Origin of the sequence: Mesorhizobium sp. M8A.F.Ca.ET.165.01.1.1, assembly GCF_004792065.1 — a bacterium.
In the GTDB taxonomy this organism is placed as follows: Bacteria; Pseudomonadota; Alphaproteobacteria; order Rhizobiales; family Rhizobiaceae; genus Mesorhizobium.
In genome coordinates, this window is the sequence record NZ_SRTH01000004.1 from 1 (window position 1) to 24184 (window position 24184).

The window sequence follows — 24184 nt, forward strand, 5'->3', positions numbered from 1 at the left end:
GGCACGCTGCATCTCAACAGCGACGGCACCTACACCTACACGCTCAACAATGGCCTGGCCTCGGTCCAGGCGTTGGCCGAAGGTGCCAGCGTCACCGACGTCTTCACCTACACCAACGCCGACAACCATGGCGGCTCTTCGAGCTCCAGCCTGACGGTGACCATCAACGGCACAAATGATGCTCCGGTCGCGGTTGCCGACATCAATTCGGTGAAAGAAGACACAGCGCCCAATCCGGTCAGCGGCAATGTGCTGACCAACGACACCGATGTCGACACTGGCGACACCCACAGCGTCACCGCCGTCAATGGCTCGGCCGGCAATGTCGGTGCCAACCTCGTCGGCACGTACGGCACGCTGCATCTCAACAGCGACGGCACCTACACCTACACGCTCAACAATGGCCTGGCCTCGGTCCAAGCTCTGGCTCAGGGTGCCAGCGTCACCGACGTCTTCACCTACACCAACGCCGACAACCATGGCGGCTCTTCGACCGCCAACCTCACCGTCACGGTGAACGGTACAGACGACGTCAGCACAACGTTGATTTCCTCCGTCGTGGACGGCAAGCAGGGAAACAACGCCCTGCCGAGTACCGTGACAATAACATTCACATCGGCCGTCACTGCGAACTTTGTAAATCTGTCGAGTGTGATGCACGTCTCCGGCTTGCCAAACGTGAGCGTCATCGCGGGATCGGGAAGCTTCAACGCGGCCCATACTCAGTACACGTTCCAAGTGGACAAAGGCGCGGGAAGCAACAACGGCTCGTCCTACACCCTGACGATCGATAGCGGGGCCTTCTCGGATTCGGGTGGGAACACAAACGCGGCGAATACGACCACCAATCTCAAGCCCGCCGGAACCGCCGGTGAGCCCATCAACCTCGCCCTCACCGACCCCTCACATGAAGGCGCACTCATCACCGTTACGGTGAAGGACGTGCCCTCAGGCTGGAGCATCGACGGCGCAACCCATAATGCAGACGGCAGCTGGACGGTGCAGACCAACGACCTGCACGGGCTGACCGTGACCACGCCGCCCGAATTCACCGGTGCCACGGTGCTCGACGTCCAGATGACCTGGATCAACGCAGACGGTACCTTGGGCAGCGCGTCGATCGCCGATAATGTCGAGGCCTACGCTCCGGGATCGCCGGTCTTTGCCTGGTCCGGCGACGACGTGCTGACCGGCTCGCACGGCAACGACCTCTTCGTCTTCTCGCAGCCGATCGGCGCCGACACGGTGCACAATTTCGACGCCGCGGCCGACCAGATCGACCTCATCGGCTACAGTGGATTGGCAGACTTTGCCGACCTCCAGACGCACATCGCCGACGATGCCAACGGCAATGCGGTGATCGCGCTCGGCGACGGACAGTCGATCACGCTGGACGGCGTGCATTCGGGCGCACTCACGGCAAGCAATTTCGTCTTCGACCAGACACCGGTGGTCAACAATTCAGGCACCATGACGATCGGCGACGGCGCTCTGCTGCCGCTGAGCGGCATCATCAACAACAGCGGCCTGATCTCGCTCGGCTCGACCGGCAGCGATACGCTGCTGCAGGTTATCCAGCACGGCGTGACCTTGCAGGGAGGCGGGCAGATCCTGTTGTCCGACAGCGCCGCCAACATGATTTCCGGCACAGGGCCGGATGTCACTCTCGTCAACGTCGACAACACGATCTCGGGCGCCGGCCAACTGGGCGGCGGCATGCTCAGCCTCGACAATAGGGGGACCATCATCGCCTCCGGCTCGAATGCGCTGGTCATCGATACCGGAGGCAGTGTCGTCACCAACTCCGGAACGCTGGAAGCAACGGGTTCGGGCGGGCTGACGATCACCGGCGGCCTGGCGAATTCGGGCATGCTCTGGGCCAATGGCGGTGACATCGTAATCCATGGCCAAGTCACCGGCGACGGCGATGCCACCATCGGCAACTTGTCGAAGTTGGAGTTCGGCGGCGCCTCGTCGACGGACGTCACCTTCGGACACGACGCTGCCGGCACGCTGCAACTCGACGATTCCTTCGACTACAGCGGACGCATCGGCGGCATCACCAATGATGACCGACTGGACCTCGGCGATATCCTGTTCGGTGCGGGAACGACGGCCGTCTATCAGGCAAACCAGGATGGCAGCGGCGGAACGCTGACCGTTTCGGACGGCACCCATGGCGCCGCATTGCATCTGGTCGGCAGCTATGATGCGAACGCCTTCAAGCTTGCCGACGATGGCCAGGGCCATACCGTCGTTTCGTACAATCCGGCGGAATTCACGCTGACCGGCATCGGCAGTGGGGCGATTTCGAGCGACTTGGTGGTGTGAGCGAACAGGGCCGCCGGCTGCGGCGGCTCCCTTGACCTGACGAGTATCGAGTGGGGTTCTGGAAGTGGATAGCAAGTCTCGAATTGTGAAGGATGCGCTTCGGGCATGCCGCCGCTATTTCCTGGTTGCGGCGGCATTCAGCCTGGCGATCAACCTGCTTTACCTCGCCTCCCCACTCTACATGCTGCAGATCTACGACCGGGTTGTCACCAGCGGCAGCGAAACCACGCTGGTGATGCTGACCCTGGTGTTGCTGGCGGCGTTCCTTTCGCTGGCCGGTCTCGACCTTGTCCGCGCCTGGATCCTGACGCGTGCCAGCGCCCGGCTCGACCGGTTGCTCTCGGCAAGGATCCTCGCCGCGTCCGTGGAAACCCCATCGCCCGGCTCCTCGCCGAGCCAGCCGATCCGCGACTTCGATACGTTCAGGCAGGTCATCACCGGCAGCGGCATCCACGCCCTGTTCGATCTGCCATGGTCGCCCATCTACATCGGCATCATCTTCCTGCTGCATCCTTGGCTCGGCTTCTTCGCGCTCGGCTGCTCGCTGCTCTTGATCGGCATGGCCGTGCTCAACGAGTATCTCGTGCGCTCGCCGCTGAAGCAGGCCAACGAGCTGGCGACGAACAACTATAACTTCACCGAGATGAGCCTCAGGAACTCGGAAGTCGTTCGCGCCATGGGGATGATCGACGGTCTCATCCGCCGCTGGGGGCGCGACCGCAACCTGGCGCTGCGGCGCCAGGCGGAGGCAAGCGACCGCGCCGCCCTGATGTCGGGCCTTATCCGGTTCCTGCGGCTCACCATGCAATCGCTGATCCTCGGCCTCGGCGCCTATCTGGTGATCGAACGGCAAATTACCGGCGGCACCATGTTCGCGGCGAGTCTCCTGCTGGGCAGGGGGCTGCAGCCTGTCGAGCAGATCGTCGGCCTCTGGCGCAGCCTGATCCTGGCGCGGGCTGCCTTGGCAAGGGTCGAGAAGCTGGTCGACGGCGGCGCGCACAACGAAAGGGCGTTCAACCTGCCCAAGCCCAGTGGCACGATCTCCGTCGAACAGGTCAGCTTTGCAATTCTCAGCCAGCAGAAGGTGCTTCTGCGCGAGGTGTCGTTTCGGCTGGAGGCTGGCGAGGCGCTCGGGATCGTTGGCCCCTCCGGCGCCGGCAAGTCGACCCTGGCGCGCCACCTTGCCGGCGTCATGCAACCCAGCCGAGGCACGGTCAGGCTGGATGGCGCCGACCTGTCGCAATGGGGGCACGACGCGCTCGGCGATCACATCGGCTACCTGCCGCAGGATATCGAACTCTTCTCCGATACGGTCGCCGCCAACATTGGGCGCTTCAAGACCAATGTCGACCAGGAGGTGATCGAGGCCGCGCGGCTCGCCGGCGTACACGAGATGATCATCCGCCTGCCGCAGGGCTACGAGACGCAGATCGGCGAGGGCGGCGCCGTGCTGTCGGGAGGATACCGGCAACGGATTGCTCTTGCCCGGGCGGTGTTTGGAACGCCGAAACTGATCATTCTCGACGAGCCGAGTTCCAACCTCGACGCCGATGGCGACCGCGCGCTGAGCGACTGCGCGATCGAGCTCAAGCGCCGCGGCAGCACGGTTATCATCGTCTCGCATCGTCCCTCGACCCTGGCGAATGTCGACAAGATACTTCTGTTGCGCGATGGCGCCGTCGAGGCGTTCGGCATGAGAAACGAGATCGTGGCGCTGCTCAACCAGCGCGCGGCTCCAATGGCGGTGGCAACCCAATGAGCCGTGGTCGGAGAGATCGATGAGCGACAGCGCCCTCACTTACCATAGCCTGCCCGGCGAGGCCGGCATCCTGGCTCCGGATTCCATCCGGGTGCCGGCCTATATCGGCCTGCTGATCATAATGGCCTTTTTCGGCATTTTCGGCGGCTGGGCGGCCTTTGCCCCTCTGAACGGTGCCGTGCTCGCCGATGCCATCGTCAAGGTGGAAGGCAATCGCAAGAGCGTCCAGCACTTCGACGGCGGCACGGTGAAGGAGATCCGCGTCAAGGATGGCGACGTCGTCAGGAAGGGCGACATCATGCTGAAGCTGGACGACACCAGGATTCGGTCCGAGTTCAATCTCTATGCCCAGCAATATGCGCTGTTGCGCGCAACCGATGCCAGGATCCGTGCCGAACTGGACGGCAGCGAGGCTGTTGCCTTCCCCAAGGACATCCTCAAAGAGCACGAGGACTACCTCAAGGACGCAATGGCAAACCAGATCGCCGACCTGGAAAGCCAACGCGCCTCGATGGCCGGCGCCAAACAGATCCTTCAGCGGCGCATTGCCGAGCTCGAGGAGCAGATACGGGGCAAGCAGTCTCGGGTCGAATCCTACCAGGCCCAGCTCAAATCGACGATCGACGAGAAGGCCAGCCTGTCGAAGCTGCTCAAGGCCGGTTTGACGACCCGCCCACGCATCCTGGAACTGGAAAGGTCGGCCTCGGATTTGCAGGGCTTGATCGACGATAATCTCGGCGCCATCGGCGGCAGCCAACAGAGCAAAGCCGAACTCGAGAGCCAGATCGCACAATTGACCAATGAGCGCCGGACCAAGTTGTCGGCCATGTTGATCGATACGCAATCGAACCTGTCCGACCTCATACCCAAGATGTTCGCCGCCCAGGCTGCCATGGACCGGGCCGAAGTGCGCGCGCCCTATGACGGCCAAGTGATGGATCTAAGCGTTTTCTCGATCGGTGCGATCGTGGCGCCGGGCCAGACCATCCTCGACATCGTGCCGACCGAGAATTCGCTGATCGTCCAGGCACAGGTTCGCGTCGAGGATATATCGAACCTGCGTCCCGACATGGCCGCCGAAGTTCGTTTCACATCATACAAGCAGCGTTCGATACCCATCATTCATGGACGCGTCACCCGCATTTCGGCGGATCGCATCACCGACACCAAGACCGGCTTTCCCTATTATCTCGCGGACGTGGCGGTCGATCCGGTGGAATTAGCCGCGGCCCCACAGATCGCGCTTTATCCGGGCATGCCGGCGTCGGTCATGATCGTTACCGAGCAACGCACGGCACTCGACTACATTTTAGGCCCGCTGGTTGTGTCGTTCCACTCCGCGTTTCGCCAGAAATGACGGTTCAGTCCAACACCGCGCGCGGCGAGAACTCCCGACGCGGCGAGAACCCCCGCCGACCTGTCGTGGAAAATGCTTCTCTCCGCGTTGCGGCGCGTCTGGCCGTTGGTGAAGAATCCAGGAGACCGTCGGATATAAGCGTGGACGTGTGTATGGGTGCGCGGTTCAGCCGCTTACCAAGCTCCACATCGAGGGCTGCATGCTGTCCCGGGTGATGTCGACCGTCGCAAGGGTGACAGGCAGCTTAAACCGCCGTGGGCCAGCGCTGCCCGGATTCAAATGGAGCACGCCATCCACTGTCTCCATGCTTGGCACATGCGAGTGACCGGACACGATCAAATCGATGCCCTGGGCAACCGGGTCGATCTGCAGCGTCTTGAGATCATGAAGCACATAGATTGCTCGCCCGGCGAGGCGGACGAGCTCGGTTTCCGCGTATTCCACTGCCCACCCACCGGTGTCCACGTTTCCTCTGATTGCGGTAACCGGTGCGATACCGCGAAGCGCTGCGATGATCTCAGGGCGACCGATGTCTCCTCCATGAATGATGTGGTCGACCCCGGCCAAGCAGCGCAGCGCCTGCGGCCTCAGCAGACCGTGCGTGTCCGAGATGATGCCAATTCTGAATGTCATGGCTCTGCCATCAGACGGTGAGGGTGCTCAAATCCGTTGCGACAAGGCTGTTCGTAAACGTCCGGACGGCTTCCGCGAGAATTTCGTCGTCGGGATAGCGGCCGGAGATGTGCGTAAGAACGAGTTGCTTTACATCACTGGTCGCTGCCAGCGATGCTGCCTCCGCGGCTGTCAGGTGTCCGTAGTCGCGCGCCATCGTTGCATCTCGTTCCAGGAATGTGGCTTCGATGACAAGCAGATCGGCGCCGCTCACCTTGTCGGCCAATCCATCGGTGGTTTCGGTGTCACCTACAATGACCAGCTTCTTGCCAGCCTCGGGTGGTCCGAGAACTGCTTCGGGAGCAATCGTCCTGCCGTCGGGGAGAGAAATTGAGCGGCCTTCGGCCAAGTCCTTCCGGATCGGGCCGTCTGGCACACCGAGAGCTGCCAAGCGGTCCGAAACGAGGTGACGACGCGCCGGCGTCTCGAAGACGAAGCCGTAGCTGTCGGTGTCGCGATGGCGAACTTGAAAGCAGTCGACCGTGAACTCATCCACGTCGAACACGCCTCCGGGCACAAGCGGCACCAGTTGCAGCGGGATCGGCGCGCGTCCCTCACCCCAAAGGCCAGCGAGCATGCGGGCGACGACCTCGAGAGTGTCGGCGCTGCCATGAATGGTCACAAGGTCCTCGCTCTGCCGGAGCCGCAGCGTCGAGAACAAGCCCGGAATTCCGAGCACGTGGTCGAAATGCGCGTGCGTGAGGAGCAGGCGATCAAGTCGCCTGAATCCGGCGCCGCTGCGCAGAAGCTGACGCTGGGTGCCTTCCCCGCAATCGACCAGCACCCGTTGACTGCCGGCTTCAACGAGCAGCGCCGGGTGGTTGCGCTCGGCCGAGGGCACGCTGGCCGAGGTGCCGAGGAAGATGAGCCTGAAGGTCATGCGAGCAGTCTACCTCGCGGGCAACGAGACCTCAAAGCCGGCGAAGGCCCCTAGACTAGTCTAGACGCTTAGGCGACGAAGCGGACCACGCCGCCATCCACGCGCAGAGCCGCGCCAGTGGTTGCGGAAGCCTGCTCTGAGCACACATAGACGATCATGTTGGCGACCTCGTCGGTCGTCGCGAAACGCTGGATGAGGGTGGTCGGACGCATAGCCCTCAAGAAGCCCTGCTCGGCTTCCTCTTGCATGATTCCGTTTGCCTCAGCCTGTTTCGCCATGAAGTCACCCAGGATCTCAGACCGGGTAGGCCCCGGCAGGACGGCGTTGACGGTGACACCCGTGCCCGCGACCGCCTCGGCAAGACCGCGCGAGACCGCCAGCTGTGCGGTCTTGGTCATGCCGTAGTCGAGCATCTCCTTTGGAATGTTGACCGCGGACTCGCTGCTCACGAACACGACGCGGCCCCAGCCCTTCGCCACCATCCGCGGCAGGTAGTGGCGCGTCATGCGCACGCCGCTCATCACGTTCAGCTGGAACAGGCCAAGCCAGTCGTCGTCGGGGATCTTCGCGATGTCCTCGATGCCGTTGTAGTTCCGGATGTGAGCCGTACCCACGTTGTTGACGAGGATATCGGCGTCGGGCGCCTGCGCGAAGAATGTCTCGGCGCCCTCCGCGGTCGAAAGATCGGCGGTGACGCCGGAGATCTCGCTGTCCGGGAAAGACTGGCGCATCTGCCGCACCGCCTCGTCGACCCGGGCATTCCCACGACCATTAATGACGACCGACGCCCCTGCACGAGCTAAACCTTCTGCGGTGGCGCGGCCGATGCCTGCCGTCGACCCGGTGACGATCGCTGTGCGGCCCTTGAGTTCGATATTCATGTCATTCATCTCCTATTGTGAGCAGCTAAGGCGATCGATGCGCCGAAGCGCATCGTTCCCCTCGACCGAGAGCCTTGAAACCTGGCCCGTGCGGCCCGAGCCTCAGGACAAATGCACTAACCTGCCTTTTTCGCGACATCCGCCTCCGCCGCGCGGGCGAGGCTTTCGACCCATTTCTGGTGATAGCGGTAGAGCGCACCGGGATGCTTGTGTCCGAGCTCCTCGATGAACCAGGGCCCTTGTTGCGTTTCCTCGGTCAGCACATGGCAGCCGTTGGCCGTCGGTGTGATGACCCAGCCGTGGTACGCGCTCGAGCCGGTCTCGTCGCCATCGACGGTCGTCGACCACGCAAGCCTGCGGAAGGGCGCGCATTCCGTCACGACCAGACTCATCGGGAATCCGACCGTCACCCGGCTGTATTTGGTTCCGAGCGCCAGTTCCGGCTCACCGGTCAGGATCTTGACCTGGTCTTCGGCAGGAAAGTAGCTCGACCAGTTCTCGGCGTCGGCCAGCAGCCTCCAAACCACTTGAGGGGGCGCCTTCACGTCGATGTCATTGAGCGCATAGATGGCCGACGTTTTGGGATCGTACTTCTCGGGCCAGATCACACGTTCGTACATCGATCACTGCTCCTTCTTGAACAAATCCTGGAAGATGAGCTGGCCCCAAATGCGGCCGCGTGCGTGCACCAGCGCGCCACCCTCGTCGAGCTTTCCCAGCTTGACGGGTGCGAACCCGAGTTGTTTGGCCAAGGCCGCCACGGGAGCGATCGCGTCCTCGTCGTCACCAGACAGAAACACGACCCGGTGGCCGCCCTCCACGGTTGGATCGGCAGCCAAAGTGGCCGCAATCAGGTGATTGAAACCTTTCACGAACTTGGCGCCGGAGAACGCCTTCGCGACGAAGGCGGAGGACAGGAGACCGTCCAACTCCTCAGGGGGGACTAACGCGTTCATCGCGTCGATGACCGTCTTGCCTTTCCAGCTCGGCAGGGCCCTCGCAACCTCGCGGTGCTCCCCGAACGGGACCGCCAGGATGATTGTGTCGGCCTCGAGTGCGTCCCGCAGCGACTTGGCGACGACCGTGGGTCCAATTGCCCCAGCCTGCGGCGCCAACGCCTCGGGCGGCCGGCGGCTCGCGACGGCAACCTTGATGTTTTTACGGGCGAAAGCGTGGGCGAGGGCCTGGCCTACCTTACCGAACCCTACAATTGCGTAGCTCATAATATTTCTCCGATCCATGTTGATATTGATTCCCCGACCTTCAACGGCGCTGGGTTGTCCGTTCTCGCCGATCAGCCGTTTCCCGCGATCCGGCGCGATTTCAGATCGCCGAGAAGCCTCCGTCGACAGACAACTCCAGCCCGTTCACGAAGCTCGAATCGTCTGAAGCAAGAAACAGCGCGGCCGCCGCAATTTCCTCGGGACGCCCCATCTTTCCCCGCGGGATCAGGGATTCGAACATCCGCTTCGCCTCCTCGGTGAGAACCTGGTCCTGCATCGGTGTGGCGATCGGCCCCGGGTGCAGCACGTTCACCCGGATATTCCTGCTCTTCAGCTCGTTGAGCCACCCGCGTGCGAATGCGTGCAACGCCGCCTTGCTCGCCGCATACACGCTGTAACCAGGAAAACCTTTCACCGAAGCCACTGATCCGGTCATGAAGATCGATCCGCCATCGTTGAACAGCGGCAACGCCTTTTGCACCGTGAACAGTGTGCCGCGCGTATTCAGGCCGAAGGTGGCATCGAAATGCTGCTCGGTAATCTCGCCCAGTGGGACGGCTTCGCCCGTGCCGGCGCTCGCATACAGGACGTCAATCTTGCCCTTTTCCCGCTTGACTGTATCGAACAGGCGGTCGAGGTCGTCGAGATTGGCCGCATCGCCGCGCACGCCGGTCACGTTCCGGCCAACCAGCCTGATGGCCTCGTCGAGCGCCTCCTGCCTCCGGCCAGTGATGAAAACATACGCGCCTTCTTCAACGAACCGTTTGGCGGTCGCCAGCGCCATGCCGCTCGATCCACCCGTGATGACTGCAACCTTGCCTTCGAGCTTTCCCATGATTTTTCCTTTCAAACTCCAACTTTGGTCGTTCGGGGGTGGCCCCCGAGACCCTCGAAATGGGTCCGCCGGCATCAGTTGTTGAGTGCGAAAGCGCGCACATCGGCGGTGCAAAATCGATCCGGTTGAACGACTAATGCCAGCCGCGGCGATCGGTGTCTGCCGTTCGAAAATTGGGCTGCGCTCATCGACATAGGCTATGATGACGGCCGTACTGCTTTACGATGGCGTTAGATACGGGCTTTGGAAGGCGCACCGCGCGGTGCTGGATTGCACCATGATCGACTGGGATGACATTCGCTATTTTCTCGCCGTCGCGCGCGGAGGCTCGGTGCGGGCTGCCGCCGAGGGCCTCGGGGTGTATCACTCGACCGTGCTGCGACGCATCGCACAGCTCGAGGAACGCCTCGGGGCGCAGATGTTCGAAAAGCTGCCTTCGGGCTACCGCCTGACGGCCGCGGGCGAAGAGGTCCTCGAACTCGCGAACCAGATGGAAGCGTCCTCGCATCAGCTGGAGACCCGCGTCTTCGGTCGCGACCAGAGTGTGCGCGGGCTTCTTCGGGTGACGTTGGCACCGCTCCTCGCGACACACCTGCTCATGGCGGACTTCGCCGACTTCGCGCGTCTGCATCCCGACATCGAGATGGAAATCTTGTCGGTCGGCGAGCTGGCAAATCTGACCAACCGAGAGGCCGACGTGGCGATCCGCGTCGTCTACGACCGCAAAACCCTGCCGCTCAATCTTCACGGACTGAAGGGACCGGAGCTGTTCGGCGGCGTCTACATGTCCCGCGATCGACTGGCCGCGTGGCGTGCGGGCGCGCCGGATCCCATCCGGTGGATCGTCATAAGCATTCATGGAATACCGGACTGGGCCAGCGAGGGCGAGGTTCGCACAACCGGGGTTCCATTCAGGACCACGGACGGCGAGGCGCAGATCGTTGCCGTTCGGCAAGGGCTCGGGATCACGACGCTGCCGTGCTTCGTCGGAGATGCCGACCCCCTGCTGGTGAGGGTGCCAGGCACCGACCTGCACATGTACGGAACGCTCTGGCTTCTCACACAGGGGGACACACGCAAGACGAAGCGCGTGCGGCTCTTCACGGAGTTCGTATCCGGCAGGCTCGCCGCGTACGCTCCGCTTCTCACGGGGCTGTCCATGTCGCGCGACTGACGCCCGGCAGGTCACCGGCGACGCCTGCCGTGATCCGGTGGAAGCCGAACCGCGATCGCTTGAAGCGGCATCGTTTTCGGGCCACGGACAATTGGTATCCGGCAAAGCTCCTCGTTCAGGCGGCCGCGGCCTCGATCTGCACCGGGATCTGGTACATCAATCGCTATCGCGCGCAATTAGCTCCAGCGGCCAGACCTCGCGCATGATACGTGGACCCTCCGGGCCGGCGAAGGCAGGAAGCGACGCCAGCAGCATTTCGGCGAGCCGCCGTCCCATCGGCTGCAGCGCCGGGCGGAAAGCAGTCAGCGCCGGCGAGAAATAGCGGCAGAGCGGCGTATCGACGATGACGGTCACCGCCATGTCGTGACCCGGCTTGATCCCCATCTCGGCCAGCGCCTTGCATCCCCCTAGCGCCATTGCGTCATTGTTGAAGATGATGGCGGTCGGCGGGTCCTTGCGGCGCATCACCCGCGGGGTCACTTCGTAGCCACCGGCCTCGTTGATGAAGCCGTCGGCAATCAGGTGGGGATCGACCGCGATGCCATGCCGGCGCAAGGCCTTGCGGTAGCCGTCGAGGAACAGATAGCCGAAATTCAGATCGAGCGATGGGCGGATGGCAGCGATGCGGCGGTGGCCGCGCTCCACCAGCCGGTCGACCGCGTCGGCGCCTGCTTTTTCGAAATCGAGATCGAGCGAGGGGTAGGCCTTGTCGCCGGAGCGGCTACGGCCGAGCGTGGCGAAGGGGAAGCCGGCCTGGGTGAGATAGTCGATGCGCTCGTCCTCGCGCCGCGTCCAGGCCAGCACCACCGCATCGGCACGGCGCGTCTCGACGACACGCCGCAGGCGCTCCTGCTGATAGTCGCCCGGCGCGCCCATCACCACGATCAGGTCCAGTCCGCTTTCGGCGAGCCGGCCCTGCAACCCAGTCAGGAACGGAATGAAGAACGGCTCGCCATATTCCTGGTCGCCCGGATGCGGCTGCAGCATGAAGGCGATCGAGTGGGTAGCGCCTTGCCTGAGACTGCGGCCGGACTGGTTCGGCGAATAGTTGAGAGCCCTGGCCGCCTCGAGAACGCGCTGGCGCGTGTCGGCATTGACGTCGGCGCGGCCGTTCAGTGCCCGCGACACCGTGCCGATCGAAATGTTCAGGTGACGGGCAAGGTCGTGAATGCTGGACGCCAAGTGACTGTTCTCCCCTTGCTTGGCTAGCACCGGTGGCCGCCCGGGCCAAGGCGCAACGACGATTTTCGCCGGCGGCCGATTGACATTCTACGCCTTCGGGTGTGTTCTCGTAAACGTTTACGGAAAAACGTTTACGGTCACGCCGTGAATGCCGGAACGATCGGCCTGGAGGGGCCGAGAGGAGGAGAGCTGGATGATCGACGCCGTTCTTGTCGGCTGCGGAGCGATGAGCAAAGCCTGGCTCGATGCCGCGCGGCAGATCGACGGGCTCGCCATTGTCGGCCTTGTCGACCTCGATGCCGACAGGGCGAAGGCGAGGGCGCGCGAATACGATCTCGGTGGTGCCGTCATCGGCACCAGTCTCGACGCCGTGCTCGACCAGACCCGACCGCAAGCGGTGTTCGATGTGGTGGTTCCCGCCGCCCGGCGCGACGTTGCGTTTTCCGCCTTTGCCCATCATTGCCATCTGCTGACGGAAAAGCCGCTCGCCGATAGCCCGGAGAATGCCCGCGCCATCGTCGAGGCCGCCCGCCAGGCCGGGCGCATCCATGCCGTCGTCCAAAACCGCCGCTACGTCGCCAATGTCCGGCGCATCCGGAGGTTTCTGGACTCCGGCGCCATCGGTGCCGCGACCAGCATCCACGCCGACTTTTTCGTCGCACCGCATTTCGGCGGCTTTCGCGAAGAGATGGCGCACGTGCTGCTGCTCGACATGGCGATCCACACATTCGACGCCGCCCGCTACATGGTCAATGGCGAGCCGGCCGCGGTCCATTGCCAGGAATGGGAACCGGCCAATTCCTGGTACCGACAGGGCTCATCGGCCAGCGCGGTCTTCGATCTCGGCGGCGGCAAGGTCTTCACCTATGCGGGCAGCTGGTGCGCGGCCGGCTTCCGCACCAGTTGGGAGGGCAGCTGGCGCATCGTCGCCGAGCGCGGCAGCCTGATCTGGGACGGCCATGACGGGTTGAAGGCGGAAGTGGTGATGCCGGGCCGCGACGGCATGTTCGACAAGATCCAGCCAATCGAGGTGCCGGCGCTCGATCCCGCCGACCGCATCGACGGCCATCTCGGCATCATCAGGGATTTCATGCGCGCCATCGAGACCGGCACAGAACCGGAAACGCGCGGCGCCGACAACATCAAGAGCCTGGCCATGGTCTTCGGTGCCATCGAAAGCGCCGAAACCGGACGTCGCGTGATGATCGCAGAGGAAGCACAATGATGCCAAACCCGCTTCTCGACATCAGGATCGGCACCATGGTGCGGGCCAACCTCGACGACCCGGCCGCCTACATCAAGGCAATCCTGCCGCTCGGCTTCGAGAGCATTCAACCCTTCTTCTGGCAGACGCTTGGTGGCAAGGACCTGCCCCGGCTGGCCGGCCAGATCCGCGAGGCGATCGGCGATACCGATGTCACGGTGTCCTCGATCGGCGTTTTCGGCAATCCGCTGGAGGGCGGCGATGTCGACCGTGGCGTGCTCCAGGCCTGGGAGACGGTCATCGACAATGCCCATTTGTTCGGCGCTTCGATGGTCTGCGGCTTTACCGGCCGGCTCCGCGGTAAGCCGCTGACAGACAGCCTGCCGCGCTTTCGCGAGGTGTGGGGGCCGCTGGCCAGGCGAGCCACCGACAAGGGCGTTCGAATCGCCTTCGAGAACTGTGCGATGGACGGCAACTGGGCTGCCGGAGACTGGAACATCGCCCACAATCCGGATGCTTGGGAGCTGATGTTCAACGAGTTGCCTGACGACAATCTCGGCCTCGAATGGGAGCCTTGCCACCAGCTCGTCTATCTGATCGATCCGATGCCACAGATCCGCAAATGGGCGCCGCGCATCTTCCACGTCCATGGCAAGGACGCGACGGTGCGCTGGGACGTCATTCGCGAGCACGGCGTGTTCGGCCGGCTGCCATTCGTGCAGATGCGCACGCCGGGCTTCGGCGACAGCGACTGGACGCGGGTGATCAGCGAATTGCGGCTGGCCGGATACAAGGGCGCCATCGACATCGAAGGCTGGCACGATCCGGTCTATCGCGGTGACCTCGAGATCACGGGACAAGCACGCGCCCTGGAGTATCTCAAGCTATGCCGGGGAGGTGCGAGCTACCTGCCAAATCCGGCGTGAGGACCGGTCGGCGGGAGGAGCCGGCCGTAAGTGGTACTGCCAAGGCAATCGTTCGAAAAACCCCTCGGCTGACGAGGGAAACAATGGGAGGAACGTGCATGAGCATCGCGACCAGAACGACATTTCTGCGCACGACCGTCGTGGCGGCGGCCACGGCGCTTGCCGCCGCAATCTCCATCTTGCCGGCGCAGGCGCTCGACGCCCAATGGTGCAAGGACGTCCACATCCGCTTCTTCGTCGGCGGCGCCGAGGGCGACGCCTTCGGCACAATCGTCTACAATGGCGCCAAGCAGGCCGCGGCCGATCTCGGGCCGAAGGTCGACTACATCTTCTCCCAGTGGGACGCGGAGAAGATGGTGCAGCAATTGCGCGAAGCGGTCGCGGTCAAGCCCCAGGGCATCGCCATGATGGGCCATCCGGGCGACGCCGCGATCATGCCGCTCGCCGAAGAGGCGCATAAGGACGGCATCAAGATGATGTACCAGAACGTCCCGGTGCCGAAGGTGACGGCGGCGTTCGGTGGCGGCTATGTCGGCGCGCAGCAGGAACAGCAGGGCCGTGCCCTCGGCGCCGAAGCGTTCAAGCTCGGCAAGCTCAAGGCCGGCGACAAGGCAATCATGATCGGCCCGTTCGAGAACGAGAATCGCGGCGCGCGCGAGCGCGGCACGGTGGCGGCGTTGAAGGAAGCGGGGGTCGAGGTCATCCAGCTGTCCTCGCCGCCGAGCGGCGAATGGGCGTCCGATCCCAACCTCGCCATACCGGTGATCACGGCGGCGCTCCTCAATCACCCCGACATCAAGGCGGTCGGCTATCCCGGCGGACAGATGCTCGGAAATGTCCCAACCTACATGCAGGCGGCGGGGCGCAAGCCCGGCGATATCTTCAACTTCGGCTTCGACACCAGCCCGCAGATCGTCGAGGGCTTCAAGGGCGGCTGGGTGCAACTGACGGCCGACCAGCAGCCATTCCTGCAGGGCTATCTCCCGATCCTCAGCCTGTGCCAGCAGGTGGTGCTGGGCCTGGCGCCGATGAATGTCGACACCGGCGCCGGTTTCGTGACGCCCGAAAATTACGCGATCGTCGCAGAACTCGCCAAGCAGGCGCTGCGCTGACCTCCCAAGCCGTCGGCCGGGATCAGGCCCCGGCCGACGGGACCGCCGGCGAGAAGGCCGGTGCGAGACAATCAAACGAGGATCCGATGGCCGAACGTCTCATAGAACTGCGCGATATCGCCAAGTCCTACGGCCACGTCTATGCACTTGGCGGGGTCAATCTCAGCGTCGACCGCGGCGAGGTGGTCGGCCTCATCGGCGACAACGGCGCCGGCAAGTCGACGCTGATCAAGATCCTCTCCGGCGTGGTCAAGCCGACCAGCGGCGAGATCCTCATCCGCGGCAAGCCGGTGACCGGTTGGAATGCGGCACGTTCGCGCGAGGCCGGCATCGAAACGGTGTTCCAGGACCGGGCGCTGGCCGTACAGCAGACGATCGTGCGCAACATCTTCATGGGCCGCGAACTCACCGGTTTTCTCGGCTGGCTGAAGATCGGCAAGGAAATCGATGAGGCGAGTCGGCTGATGCGCGAGATCGGCTTCACCTCGAAAGTATTCACGCCGCACTCGATCGTCGGCCAGCTGTCGGGCGGCGAACGCCAGGGCGTGGCGATCGCGCGCGCCATCTACAAGCAGGCGGAACTGATCGTACTCGACGAGCCGACGACGGCGCTGTCTCTGACCGAGACCGCCAAGGTCTTCCATTTCGTGCGCCAGGTGCGGGCGAGCGGCCGCTCGATCCTGTTTATCGGCCACAACATCCATCATGTCTTCGACATCGCCGATCGCTTCGTGGTGCTGGACCGCGGCAAGGTCGCGCTCACCGCCGACCGGAGCGAGGTCAAGTCGGCCGAGGATCTCATCAACTTCATGGAAGACGTCGCGCATCCGGGCGGGTTGGCCGGACTGCACGACACCGGCGACGCGGAGCAGAGAGCACGATGAGCAAGACCATGGAGCCCGATCTGCACGAGCCGTCGGCCGGCATCTCCCGCCAAGGCAGTTCCCGGAACGAGTGGAAGCACCCGTCCGACCACTGGCTGCGCGGCTTCGTCCTCGACAATCGGGCGTCGCTTGGCACGCTCGCCGTGTTCATCGTCATGATGGCGGTCTTCATGATCGCCAACCCGACGGTCTTCACAACCTGGTATCTCTACAGCGCCGTGCTCACCACGCTTCCCGTGGCGCTGTTCGTGGTCGTGCCGCTGGTCTTCGTCGTCACGTGCGGCGAGATCGACCTGTCGTTTCCCGCGACGATGGGTTTCGCCTCCTGGGTTTTCGCGCTGGTTGTGCAGGCCGGTTATGATCCGTTCCTCGGCATTGCGGCAGCGCTGGTCACCGGCACGCTGCTTGGTTTCCTCGTCGGGTCGTTGGTGGTCTATGGCGGGCTGTCGTCGCTGATCGCCACGCTCGGCATGAATTTCCTGCTGCGCGGCCTGATCCAGATCATCAATGAGGGCAGATCGACCTCGCTGACCAGCCTTGCCGACAGCTGGGCCTACCGGATCTTCTCCAGCCAGATCTGGGGCATTCCGGTGCAGATTTTTTGGGCGATCGCCTTCGTCGTCTTTTCGGCGATGCTCTACAACCGCCACCGCTTCGGCGCGCAGGTGAGGGTGGTCGGTGACAATCCCGACAGTGCCCAGCAGATGGGCATCGACGTCAAGCGCGTGCGGGTGAAAGTGTTCGTCTTCGTCGGCATCGGGGCCGCGATCGCCGGCACGTTCTCCGTAATGATCAACTTCACCTGGTGGCCAACGGCCGGCGACGGTTATCTCTTGCCGGTGCTGGCCTCGGTGTTCGTCGGCGGCACGCCGACCTGGGGCGGCATCGGCACGGTGGCCGGCGGCGCGATCGGCGCCGTCACGGTGTCGTTTATCCAAACCGGCGTCGTGGCGGCTGGCCTGAGCGGCTTCTATGTCCAGTTCTTCAACGGGTTGATCATCATCCTTTCGCTGCTTGGCCACAAATGGAACCAGGCACGGTATCGGTGACACGACCAGCTTGGTGCAAGGTGTTGGTAGCCGAAAGGCGCCGGCAAAAAGAGCCCGTGCCTGACAGGGACGACTGGAGAGTCACCCGTGACCTCGTCCGTCCATCAAGATTTCGGGTTGGCTTTCCGCCAAGCCTCATACTCATCATTTGCACTTGGGTGCAGCGGATAATAGCGTTGCAACGACCCGCCCTGCATGAGCTTCTCTCGCGAGAACTCCTCCCAATCGTGATGCTTCTGTGATTCCTCGATCACCTTCGCGGCCATTGCGACGGGCAGCACGACCACCCCGTCATCATCGGCGACGATGATGTCGCCGGGGATCACCGTGACCCCGCCGCAGGCAATCGGAACGTTGACGGCATTGGGATAGATGCTGGTTTGCACATGGTAGTTGGGTGTCCAGCCGCGCAGCCATAGGGCCAGGTCGAGTTTTTCGACATTGGGCCGATCGCGCATGCATCCGTCGATGACGATACCCGCGCCGCCTCTGCCTTTGAAGTATGTCGACATCATATCGCCGAACACGCCCGAGCTCATGTCGCCGCGCGCGTCGACCACGACCACATCCCCCTCTTGTGCGTGGTACAGCACATGCCGGTGCAGCTGTGTCTCCGGATCGGCATATTCTCCCTCGTTGAAAAGATCGGGCCGCTGCGGCAGGAACTGCAGCGTCAGCGCCGGCCCGACGATCGACTTGCCATGGTTCTGCGCCATCGGGCCGACCATATGCGGATTTCTGAAGCCCATATGGCCAAGCGTGCCGGCAACCGTCGCGGCGCCGATCTCCCTTAGCGCGTCGATCAGATCCCGGGGCGGTCGCGTGATGTCGGAAGTATGCGTCATTGTGGACTCCGATTGAAAGGGAACTACCAGTTCGTGACAGAACCATCGCGGCGCTTGAGGTGGGGCGCTTCCCAGAAACGGAAGCTTTGCGCCTGGACCGCCTGTTCGTTGACCTCGACGCCGAGCCCCGGCAGATCGGTGACGGGATAATCGGGGCCGTCGAGCCGTGGTTGCACCGGAAAGAATTCGGAATTGTCGAAGCCTAGCTTTGCTTCGGGCGCCCGGGTCTCGAGCCACGAAAAGTTGGGTACCGCGGCGGCGAGATGCACGGTCGCGGCCGTGCACACCGGACCCAGCGGATTGTGTGGCATCAGGTCCACATAGTGCGCCTCGCTCCAGCCGGCGACTTTCATCGCCTCGGTGAAGCCGCCGACATTGCAGATATCGAGCCGGTTGAACTGGTGGATGCCGCGCTCGACATAGGGCAGGAACTGCCACTTGCTGGCAAATTCCTCGCCGATGGCGAAGGGGATCTCGGTCATCTTGCGCAGGGATTCGTAGGCTTCCGGCGTCTCGTCGCGTATCGGCTCCTCGAGGAAATCGAGCACGCCGCGGTCGAGCTTGTTGCAGAAGCTCGCCGCCTCCGCCACCGACAGGCGATGATGATAATCGATGCCGAGGACGACGTCGTCGCCCAGCGCCTGGCGCGCCTTGTTCAGCATCGTCGCTGTTGCGCCGATCGACTCGCGCGGCTCGAAGACATCCTTGCTGTTTTGCCCGACGGGAAAGAAGCGGATTGCCTGCCAGCCCTGCGCGTGCAGTTCGCGGGCCCGTTCGATGGCCACGTCGCCCTCGGCCTCGTCTCCGGTCGAGGCGAAAGTGGGGATCCGGTCGCGCTGCTTGCCGCCCAGCAACTCGTAGACCGGTACCCCCAGCGCCTTGCCCTTGATGTCGTGAAGGGCGATGTCGATGGCGGATATCGCAGCCTGCAGAACGCGGCCGCCTTCGAAATACTGACTGCGATAAAGCTCCTGCCAGATCCGCCCGATCCGCATGGGGTCGCGTCCGACCAGAAACTCGCGATAGTGCTCGACCGCGCCAGCCACGGCCTTCTCGCGGCCGCTCAGGCCGCTCTCGCCCCAGCCGAAGATGCCGTGGTCGGTCTCGACCTTGACCAGCATCTGGTTGCGCGTTCCCACCCACACCGGATACGGCTTGATCGCGGTAATCTTAAGCTTCCTGGTCATCCACACCCACGTCCCACACGCATCCGCCTGCTCAGCTGGCCTCGAGGGCCATTTCGGTTTCGCCGTCGAACAGATGCATCCGCTCCTGGTCGAACTCGAGCCAGATCCGCTCGTCGGGCGTCACGGCAATGTTCGGTGGCACGCTGACGTTGACGATGGCACCGGACAGGAATGCCTGCACGAAGGTCACGTCTCCGGTTGGCTCCACGGTGTAGACCTTGGCCGGGATGCTGCCTGGCACTGCACTCTTGTGCAGCTTGATCGTCGAGTGGCGTGCGCCGAGCACGACTTTTTTGGTCGTTGCCTTCGTGACCTTCTGGACGTTGCGCGGCGAGAGCCCAAGGCTCCAGCCCTCCGCGCTGGTCAACACGGTGCCGCCGTTCGCTGTCGATATCTCCAGCGGAATGAGGCTCATCGCCGGGCTGCCGATGAAGCTGGCGACGAACATGTTCACCGGATGGGCAAAGACCTGCGCCGGCGAATCGTATTGCTGCAGGAAGCCACCGTTCATCACCGCCATCTTGTCGGCCATCGTCACGGCTTCGAGCTGGTCGTGCGTCACATAGATGATCGTCGCCTTGAGGTCCTGGTGGAAGCGCTTGATCTCGGACCGCATCTGTACGCGCAGTTTGGCGTCGAGGTTGGAGAGCGGCTCGTCCATGAGGAACACGGCGGGATCGCGCACAAGGGCGCGGCCGAGGGCCACACGCTGCTGTTGGCCTCCCGAAAGTTCGCGTGGCTTGCGCTCGAGCAGGTGCGTCATGTCGAGCACCCGCGCCGCCTCCTTGACCTTCTTGTCGATCTCGTCCCTTGGCAGTTTGCGCATCTGCAGCGGGAACGCCAGGTTCATGTAAACCGACTTTTGCGGGTAGAGCGCATAGTTTTGAAACACCATTGCGATGTCCCGGTCCTTGGGGTCGAGGTCGTTGACCACCCGGTCGCCGATGACGATGTCGCCCGAGGTGATCGGGGTCAGCCCCGCGACGAGATTGAGAGTGGTTGTCTTGCCGCAGCCTGAAGGGCCGACGAGCGCAACGAACTCGCCGTCGTTGACCGTCAGCGAAACGTCGTTGACGGCCTTGAAGTTGCCGTAGGTCTTGACGAGATCTTTGAGGACCACGTGGGCCATCGGCAACTCCCTAATGCTTGACCGCGCCTTCTGTCAGGGCGCGTACGAAGTATCGTTGCAGGACGAGGAACAGCACCACGACGGGCACGCTCATCATGAAGCTCGCCGCCATCAGGCCCGGAAAGTCCGTCGTGTTTTCCGAGAAGAAGCGCTGGATGCCGACCGGCAGCGTCAGCTGCTCGTTCTTGGAGAGGAAGGTGTAGGCGTAGATGTACTCGTTCCAGGCGCCGATGAAGGAGTAGATCGCGGTGGCGATGATCCCCGGCGTCGAAAGCGGCATCACGATCATGATGAAGGCCTGGAACCGTGTTGCGCCATCGATGCGCGCCGCCTGCTCGAGCTGCACCGGAATGTTGTCGTAGAAACCCTTGAGTAGCCAGATTGCCAGTGGCAGGCCGAAGGTGAGGTAGGTGAGAACAAGCGAGCCATGCGTGTTCACCAGCCCGATCGCGCGCATCAGGATGAAGAGCGGCACGAGAAAGATCACCGCCGGGAACATGTTGCGCAGCAGCACTGCGAAGAACAGGAAGTTGCGGCCCGGGAAGGTGAAGCGCGAAAACGCGTAGGCCGCGGGGACAGCCACGATCACCGAGAGGATTGTCGTGACGGTCGACACGAACAGGCTGTTCCAGAAGAAGCGCAGGAAGTCCTGGCCGACGCTGTTCTGCGGATCGAGCAGCTTCTGGTAGCTGGCAAGCGTAGGCTCGTCCGGCCACCATTGCGGCGGGAATTGCGTCGCCGCGAAGCCGGACTTGATCGAGGTGATCAGCATCCAGATCATCGGCAGCGCGGTGTAGAGCAGCATGAACAGAAGAAAGATGCGCCCGGCCCACCGCCATCCGTCCAAGCGCATACGGCGACGGGTCTGGCCTCGAGAGGCTGTCTCGGCGATCGTGCTCATGCGCCACCCTCTTTTCTCTCGTTGCCGCTCAGCGCACGGACGTAGAAATAGCCGAGGGTCATCAGGATGAGGAACAGGAGCACCGAATAGGCCGATGCCACACCCCAGCGTTGCCGGCCGAAGGCGAGCTCGTAAATATGGGTTATCCAGATATGCGATGCGTTCGACGGCCCGCCTGCGGTCATGATCCAGGGGATGATGAAGGAATTGAAATTGGCCACCGCAAGCAGCAGGATCGTCACCACCGAGACGTTGCGCAAGTGCGGAAAGGTGACGTGCCAGAAGCGCTGCCATGCATTGGCCCCGTCGACCTTGGCGGCGCGCAACAACTGGTCGGGAACTGTCTGCAGGCCGGCCATCATCATGATCATGGCAAACGGGAACTCGCGCCAGATATTGACGACGATCAGGGAGGGCAGCACCGTGCTGACGTTGTCGATGAAATTGGGCGGCCGGTCGGTCAATCCGAGGCCGACCAGTACCGCGCCTATGATGCCGAAATCCGAATGGTAGATCCACTTCCAGATATAGGAGGCGGCGACGGCGCTGATCACCCAGGGAATGATCAGGATGGCACGCAGGACGCCGCGACCGATAAAATCTCGATGCAGCGCCAGCGCCGTCGCAAAACCCAGGACAAAGGAGATGAAAGTCGATCCGAATGTCCAGACCAGGGTGTTCCAGGTGACTTTCCAGAACACCTCACTGGTCAGGATGGTGGTGTAGTTGTCGAAGCCGATGAAGGTCTTGTCGCGGAGTTGCAGGCCGGGCGGCGTCTTATAGAACGACAGCTCGATCGTGTAGTAGATCGGATAGGCGATGACGACGAGCATCACGGCGATTGCCGGAAGCACGTATGCGTAGTCGGCGCGATGAGCCCAGATGTTCCGCAATACGCCGGACCTGCCGGGTTGCAATTTTCGGCGAGCCTCGGCCTTGCCGGTCACGATCGTCACTGTGGCGTGCCCTTGTTCTTCGGAACGAACCGGCTGCGCTCTCGGTGCAGCCGGCCAGATCGGAGGTCAGGTCCGGACTAGAGTCCGCCCATCAGGTCTTTGACCTTCTTGGCCGCGTCGTCCGCTGCCTGATCGACGGTCATAGCTCCGGTCAGGGCATTCTGCAGCATGTCCGGGACGATGATGTTCATGATCTCGGGGGACTCCGGCAGCGCCGGGAACGGGATGCCATACGGCAGCATCGAGGTCGTGACATCGAGGAACTTGATATGGTCCAGGCGTTCCTTCATCCATTTGGTCTTGAAGCCGTTGAGATTGCCCGGGTTGGAGCCGGCATAGGCCATTTTCAGCGACCATTCAGGGCTAGCCCACATGCAGATCATCGCCTTCGCGGCCGGCTCGTCCACCTTGCCGCCCTCTACATATTCGGGCTTCAGGATGTGAATGTTCGAGCCGCCGAACACGACGGCGCGTTTGCCGTCGGGGCCGGTCGGGATCAGGCCGTAGCGCATGTTGTCGATGACGGTCTGCGCCTTGTCCTTGTCGGTCCCGGTCGCCTTTGCCTGGAGGTCGAGCATGACGTTGTAGTCGGATGGGTGGGAGACCATCATGCCCAATTGGCCGGCGACGAACAGAGGCTGGTTGTCGGCCTGCTGGTTGGTAAGTGCAGAGACCGGAACCGACTTGTCGCGGACGTACATGTCATATGAGGCTTGCAGCGCGGCCTTGCTCTGCGGGCTGTCGAGCTCCACCTGCTTGTAGGTCGGGTTCGCGGTGGCCTCGTCGAAGACGCCGCCGCCATAGGCCCACAGCTGCGGCATGAAGCGATAGGGCGTATTGCCGGCATTCTTGCGAGCCACGAGGCCGTAGCCGGCAATGCCGAGCTTGTCGTGGATTTGCTTGGAATATTTGACGACGTCGTCCCAGGTTGCCGGAGCCTTGTCCGGATCGAGGCCCGCACGCTTGAAGATGTCGGCGTTCCAGATGAACGCCATCGTCTCGTTGTTCGTTGGAACGCCGTAGGTCACCCCATCCCAGGTCACCGCCTTCATGGCGCCCGGCCAGAAATCCTCGGTCGAATAGCCAACATCCTCCGGCTTGAGCGGCTGCAGATAGCCCTTCGAGGCGAATTCGGTACCACCCAGGATCTGCAGACGGACCGCCATCGGCGCGGCATTGCCCAGCAGTGCCGTACGGAATTTGTCGAGAAGGTCGTTATAGGTGAGGGCCTGTTCCTCGAGCTGGATGTTCGGATAGGTCTTGCGGAAAGTCTCGAAGAAATCCTTGTAGTACTGGCGCAGGAGGTCGGGATCGCCCTCGAACACGCCCTGATACCAGAAAGTCAGTCGCCCCTTGTAATCGAGCGGGGTGACCTTGGCGCAATCGCCGGCCGTGTCGAAATCCTGTGTTCCGGCGATCGAGCGCACATATTCAGGCGACCATTTGCTCAGGTCGACCGGCGGCGCACCCAGCGCCGATGTGGACATAAGCGATGCCGCCAAAACACCGACGACAGTGCCGCGCAGGACCGCACTGCCGAGCATGATCCTCGTCATAGGTATCCTCCCTGGTTCTCCGCCCTGCGATCGCGAGGATGGCTTTTCAGTACGGTGTATCCTCTCGATCACTTAGTACGTTTTCAGATCACGGATTGCCTGTCAACGCGTCAGATCGTACATTGTTTATGGAAACCGTGC

At 62.9% G+C, this 24184-nt stretch carries 22 protein-coding genes; 9 read left to right on the forward strand and 13 right to left on the reverse strand.

Going from position 1 to position 24184, the window contains the following annotated elements:
- From EN808_RS13295 to EN808_RS13305, 3 genes are all read left to right on the forward strand, one after another.
- Positions 1 to 2331, forward strand: a 2331-nt coding sequence (locus tag EN808_RS13295; RefSeq protein ID WP_189524111.1) for a VCBS domain-containing protein, incomplete at its 5' end; no start/stop codon positions are given.
- 64 nt (positions 2332 to 2395) lie between these two features.
- Positions 2396 to 4090 carry a type I secretion system permease/ATPase gene (locus EN808_RS13300; protein ID WP_135916033.1) on the forward strand — a complete coding sequence of 565 codons (1695 nt, stop codon included), beginning with the start codon at positions 2396 to 2398 and terminating at the stop codon, positions 4088 to 4090.
- 19 nt (positions 4091 to 4109) lie between these two features.
- Complete coding sequence (locus tag EN808_RS13305; RefSeq protein WP_135916034.1) at positions 4110 to 5447, forward strand: HlyD family type I secretion periplasmic adaptor subunit; 1338 nt, start codon at positions 4110 to 4112, stop codon at positions 5445 to 5447.
- Between the two features lie 165 nt (positions 5448 to 5612).
- On the opposite strand, the gene EN808_RS13310 is transcribed toward EN808_RS13305, so the two are convergent.
- From EN808_RS13310 to EN808_RS13335, 6 genes are all read right to left on the reverse strand, one after another.
- Positions 5613 to 6080: a metallophosphoesterase family protein gene (locus tag EN808_RS13310; RefSeq protein ID WP_135881790.1), complete on the reverse strand. Its 468-nt coding sequence runs from the start codon at positions 6078 to 6080 to the stop codon at positions 5613 to 5615.
- A 10-nt stretch (positions 6081 to 6090) separates the two neighbouring features.
- Positions 6091 to 6999 (reverse strand): MBL fold metallo-hydrolase, encoded by a 909-nt coding sequence (locus tag EN808_RS13315; protein WP_135864905.1) that lies wholly within the window; start codon positions 6997 to 6999, stop codon positions 6091 to 6093.
- A 68-nt stretch (positions 7000 to 7067) separates the two neighbouring features.
- Complete coding sequence (locus EN808_RS13320; RefSeq protein ID WP_135916035.1) at positions 7068 to 7880, reverse strand: SDR family oxidoreductase; 813 nt, start codon at positions 7878 to 7880, stop codon at positions 7068 to 7070.
- A 116-nt stretch (positions 7881 to 7996) separates the two neighbouring features.
- Positions 7997 to 8500 (reverse strand): SRPBCC domain-containing protein, encoded by a 504-nt coding sequence (locus EN808_RS13325; protein WP_135864909.1) that lies wholly within the window; start codon positions 8498 to 8500, stop codon positions 7997 to 7999.
- A gap of 3 nt (positions 8501 to 8503) precedes the next feature.
- Positions 8504 to 9103, reverse strand: a complete 600-nt coding sequence (locus tag EN808_RS13330; protein ID WP_135864911.1) for an NAD(P)-binding domain-containing protein — start codon at positions 9101 to 9103, stop codon at positions 8504 to 8506.
- Positions 9104 to 9203: 100 nt separating this feature from the next.
- Positions 9204 to 9938, reverse strand: a complete 735-nt coding sequence (locus EN808_RS13335) for an SDR family oxidoreductase (protein ID WP_135881788.1) — start codon at positions 9936 to 9938, stop codon at positions 9204 to 9206.
- A gap of 277 nt (positions 9939 to 10215) precedes the next feature.
- Between EN808_RS13335 and EN808_RS13340 the strand changes: the two genes are divergently transcribed.
- On the forward strand, positions 10216 to 11112 hold the full coding sequence (locus EN808_RS13340; RefSeq protein ID WP_135916308.1) for a LysR family transcriptional regulator: 897 nt from the start codon (positions 10216 to 10218) through the stop codon (positions 11110 to 11112).
- A gap of 156 nt (positions 11113 to 11268) precedes the next feature.
- Here EN808_RS13340 and EN808_RS13345 read toward each other — a convergent pair whose 3' ends face one another.
- Entirely contained in the window at positions 11269 to 12294 is a 1026-nt protein-coding gene (locus EN808_RS13345) for a LacI family DNA-binding transcriptional regulator (protein WP_135916036.1), read from the reverse strand.
- Between the two features lie 193 nt (positions 12295 to 12487).
- Here EN808_RS13345 and EN808_RS13350 point away from each other — a divergent pair, with 193 nt between their 5' ends.
- From EN808_RS13350 to EN808_RS13370, 5 genes are all read left to right on the forward strand, one after another.
- On the forward strand, positions 12488 to 13519 hold the full coding sequence (locus EN808_RS13350) for a Gfo/Idh/MocA family oxidoreductase (protein ID WP_135916037.1): 1032 nt from the start codon (positions 12488 to 12490) through the stop codon (positions 13517 to 13519).
- Positions 13516 to 14424 (forward strand): sugar phosphate isomerase/epimerase, encoded by a 909-nt coding sequence (locus EN808_RS13355; protein ID WP_135916038.1) that lies wholly within the window; start codon positions 13516 to 13518, stop codon positions 14422 to 14424. The genes EN808_RS13350 and EN808_RS13355 overlap by 4 nt, the downstream gene beginning before the upstream one ends.
- A 98-nt stretch (positions 14425 to 14522) precedes the next feature.
- Entirely contained in the window at positions 14523 to 15536 is a 1014-nt protein-coding gene (locus EN808_RS13360) for a substrate-binding domain-containing protein (RefSeq protein ID WP_127870433.1), read from the forward strand.
- A gap of 86 nt (positions 15537 to 15622) precedes the next feature.
- Positions 15623 to 16420 (forward strand): ATP-binding cassette domain-containing protein, encoded by a 798-nt coding sequence (locus EN808_RS13365; protein ID WP_135881785.1) that lies wholly within the window; start codon positions 15623 to 15625, stop codon positions 16418 to 16420.
- Positions 16417 to 17469: an ABC transporter permease gene (locus EN808_RS13370; RefSeq protein ID WP_127275494.1), complete on the forward strand. Its 1053-nt coding sequence runs from the start codon at positions 16417 to 16419 to the stop codon at positions 17467 to 17469. The genes EN808_RS13365 and EN808_RS13370 overlap by 4 nt, the downstream gene beginning before the upstream one ends.
- Positions 17470 to 17573: 104 nt before the next feature.
- On the opposite strand, the gene EN808_RS13375 is transcribed toward EN808_RS13370, so the two are convergent.
- The 6 genes from EN808_RS13375 to EN808_RS13400 form a co-directional block, all read right to left on the reverse strand.
- Complete coding sequence (locus EN808_RS13375) at positions 17574 to 18314, reverse strand: ribonuclease activity regulator RraA (RefSeq protein WP_135916039.1); 741 nt, start codon at positions 18312 to 18314, stop codon at positions 17574 to 17576.
- Between the two features lie 23 nt (positions 18315 to 18337).
- On the reverse strand, positions 18338 to 19501 hold the full coding sequence (locus tag EN808_RS13380; protein ID WP_135916040.1) for a mandelate racemase/muconate lactonizing enzyme family protein: 1164 nt from the start codon (positions 19499 to 19501) through the stop codon (positions 18338 to 18340).
- Between the two features lie 31 nt (positions 19502 to 19532).
- The gene (locus tag EN808_RS13385; protein ID WP_127275491.1) at positions 19533 to 20630 is read right to left on the reverse strand and encodes an ABC transporter ATP-binding protein; all 1098 of its coding nucleotides are present in this window, start codon (positions 20628 to 20630) and stop codon (positions 19533 to 19535) included.
- A 10-nt stretch (positions 20631 to 20640) separates the two neighbouring features.
- Positions 20641 to 21531, reverse strand: a complete 891-nt coding sequence (locus tag EN808_RS13390) for a carbohydrate ABC transporter permease (protein WP_127275490.1) — start codon at positions 21529 to 21531, stop codon at positions 20641 to 20643.
- Positions 21528 to 22487, reverse strand: a complete 960-nt coding sequence (locus tag EN808_RS13395) for a sugar ABC transporter permease (RefSeq protein WP_127275489.1) — start codon at positions 22485 to 22487, stop codon at positions 21528 to 21530. Before EN808_RS13395 ends, EN808_RS13390 begins: the two co-directional genes overlap by 4 nt.
- Positions 22488 to 22564: 77 nt before the next feature.
- Positions 22565 to 24043: a sugar ABC transporter substrate-binding protein gene (locus tag EN808_RS13400; protein WP_127275488.1), complete on the reverse strand. Its 1479-nt coding sequence runs from the start codon at positions 24041 to 24043 to the stop codon at positions 22565 to 22567.
- Positions 24044 to 24184: the final 141 nt, after the last annotated feature.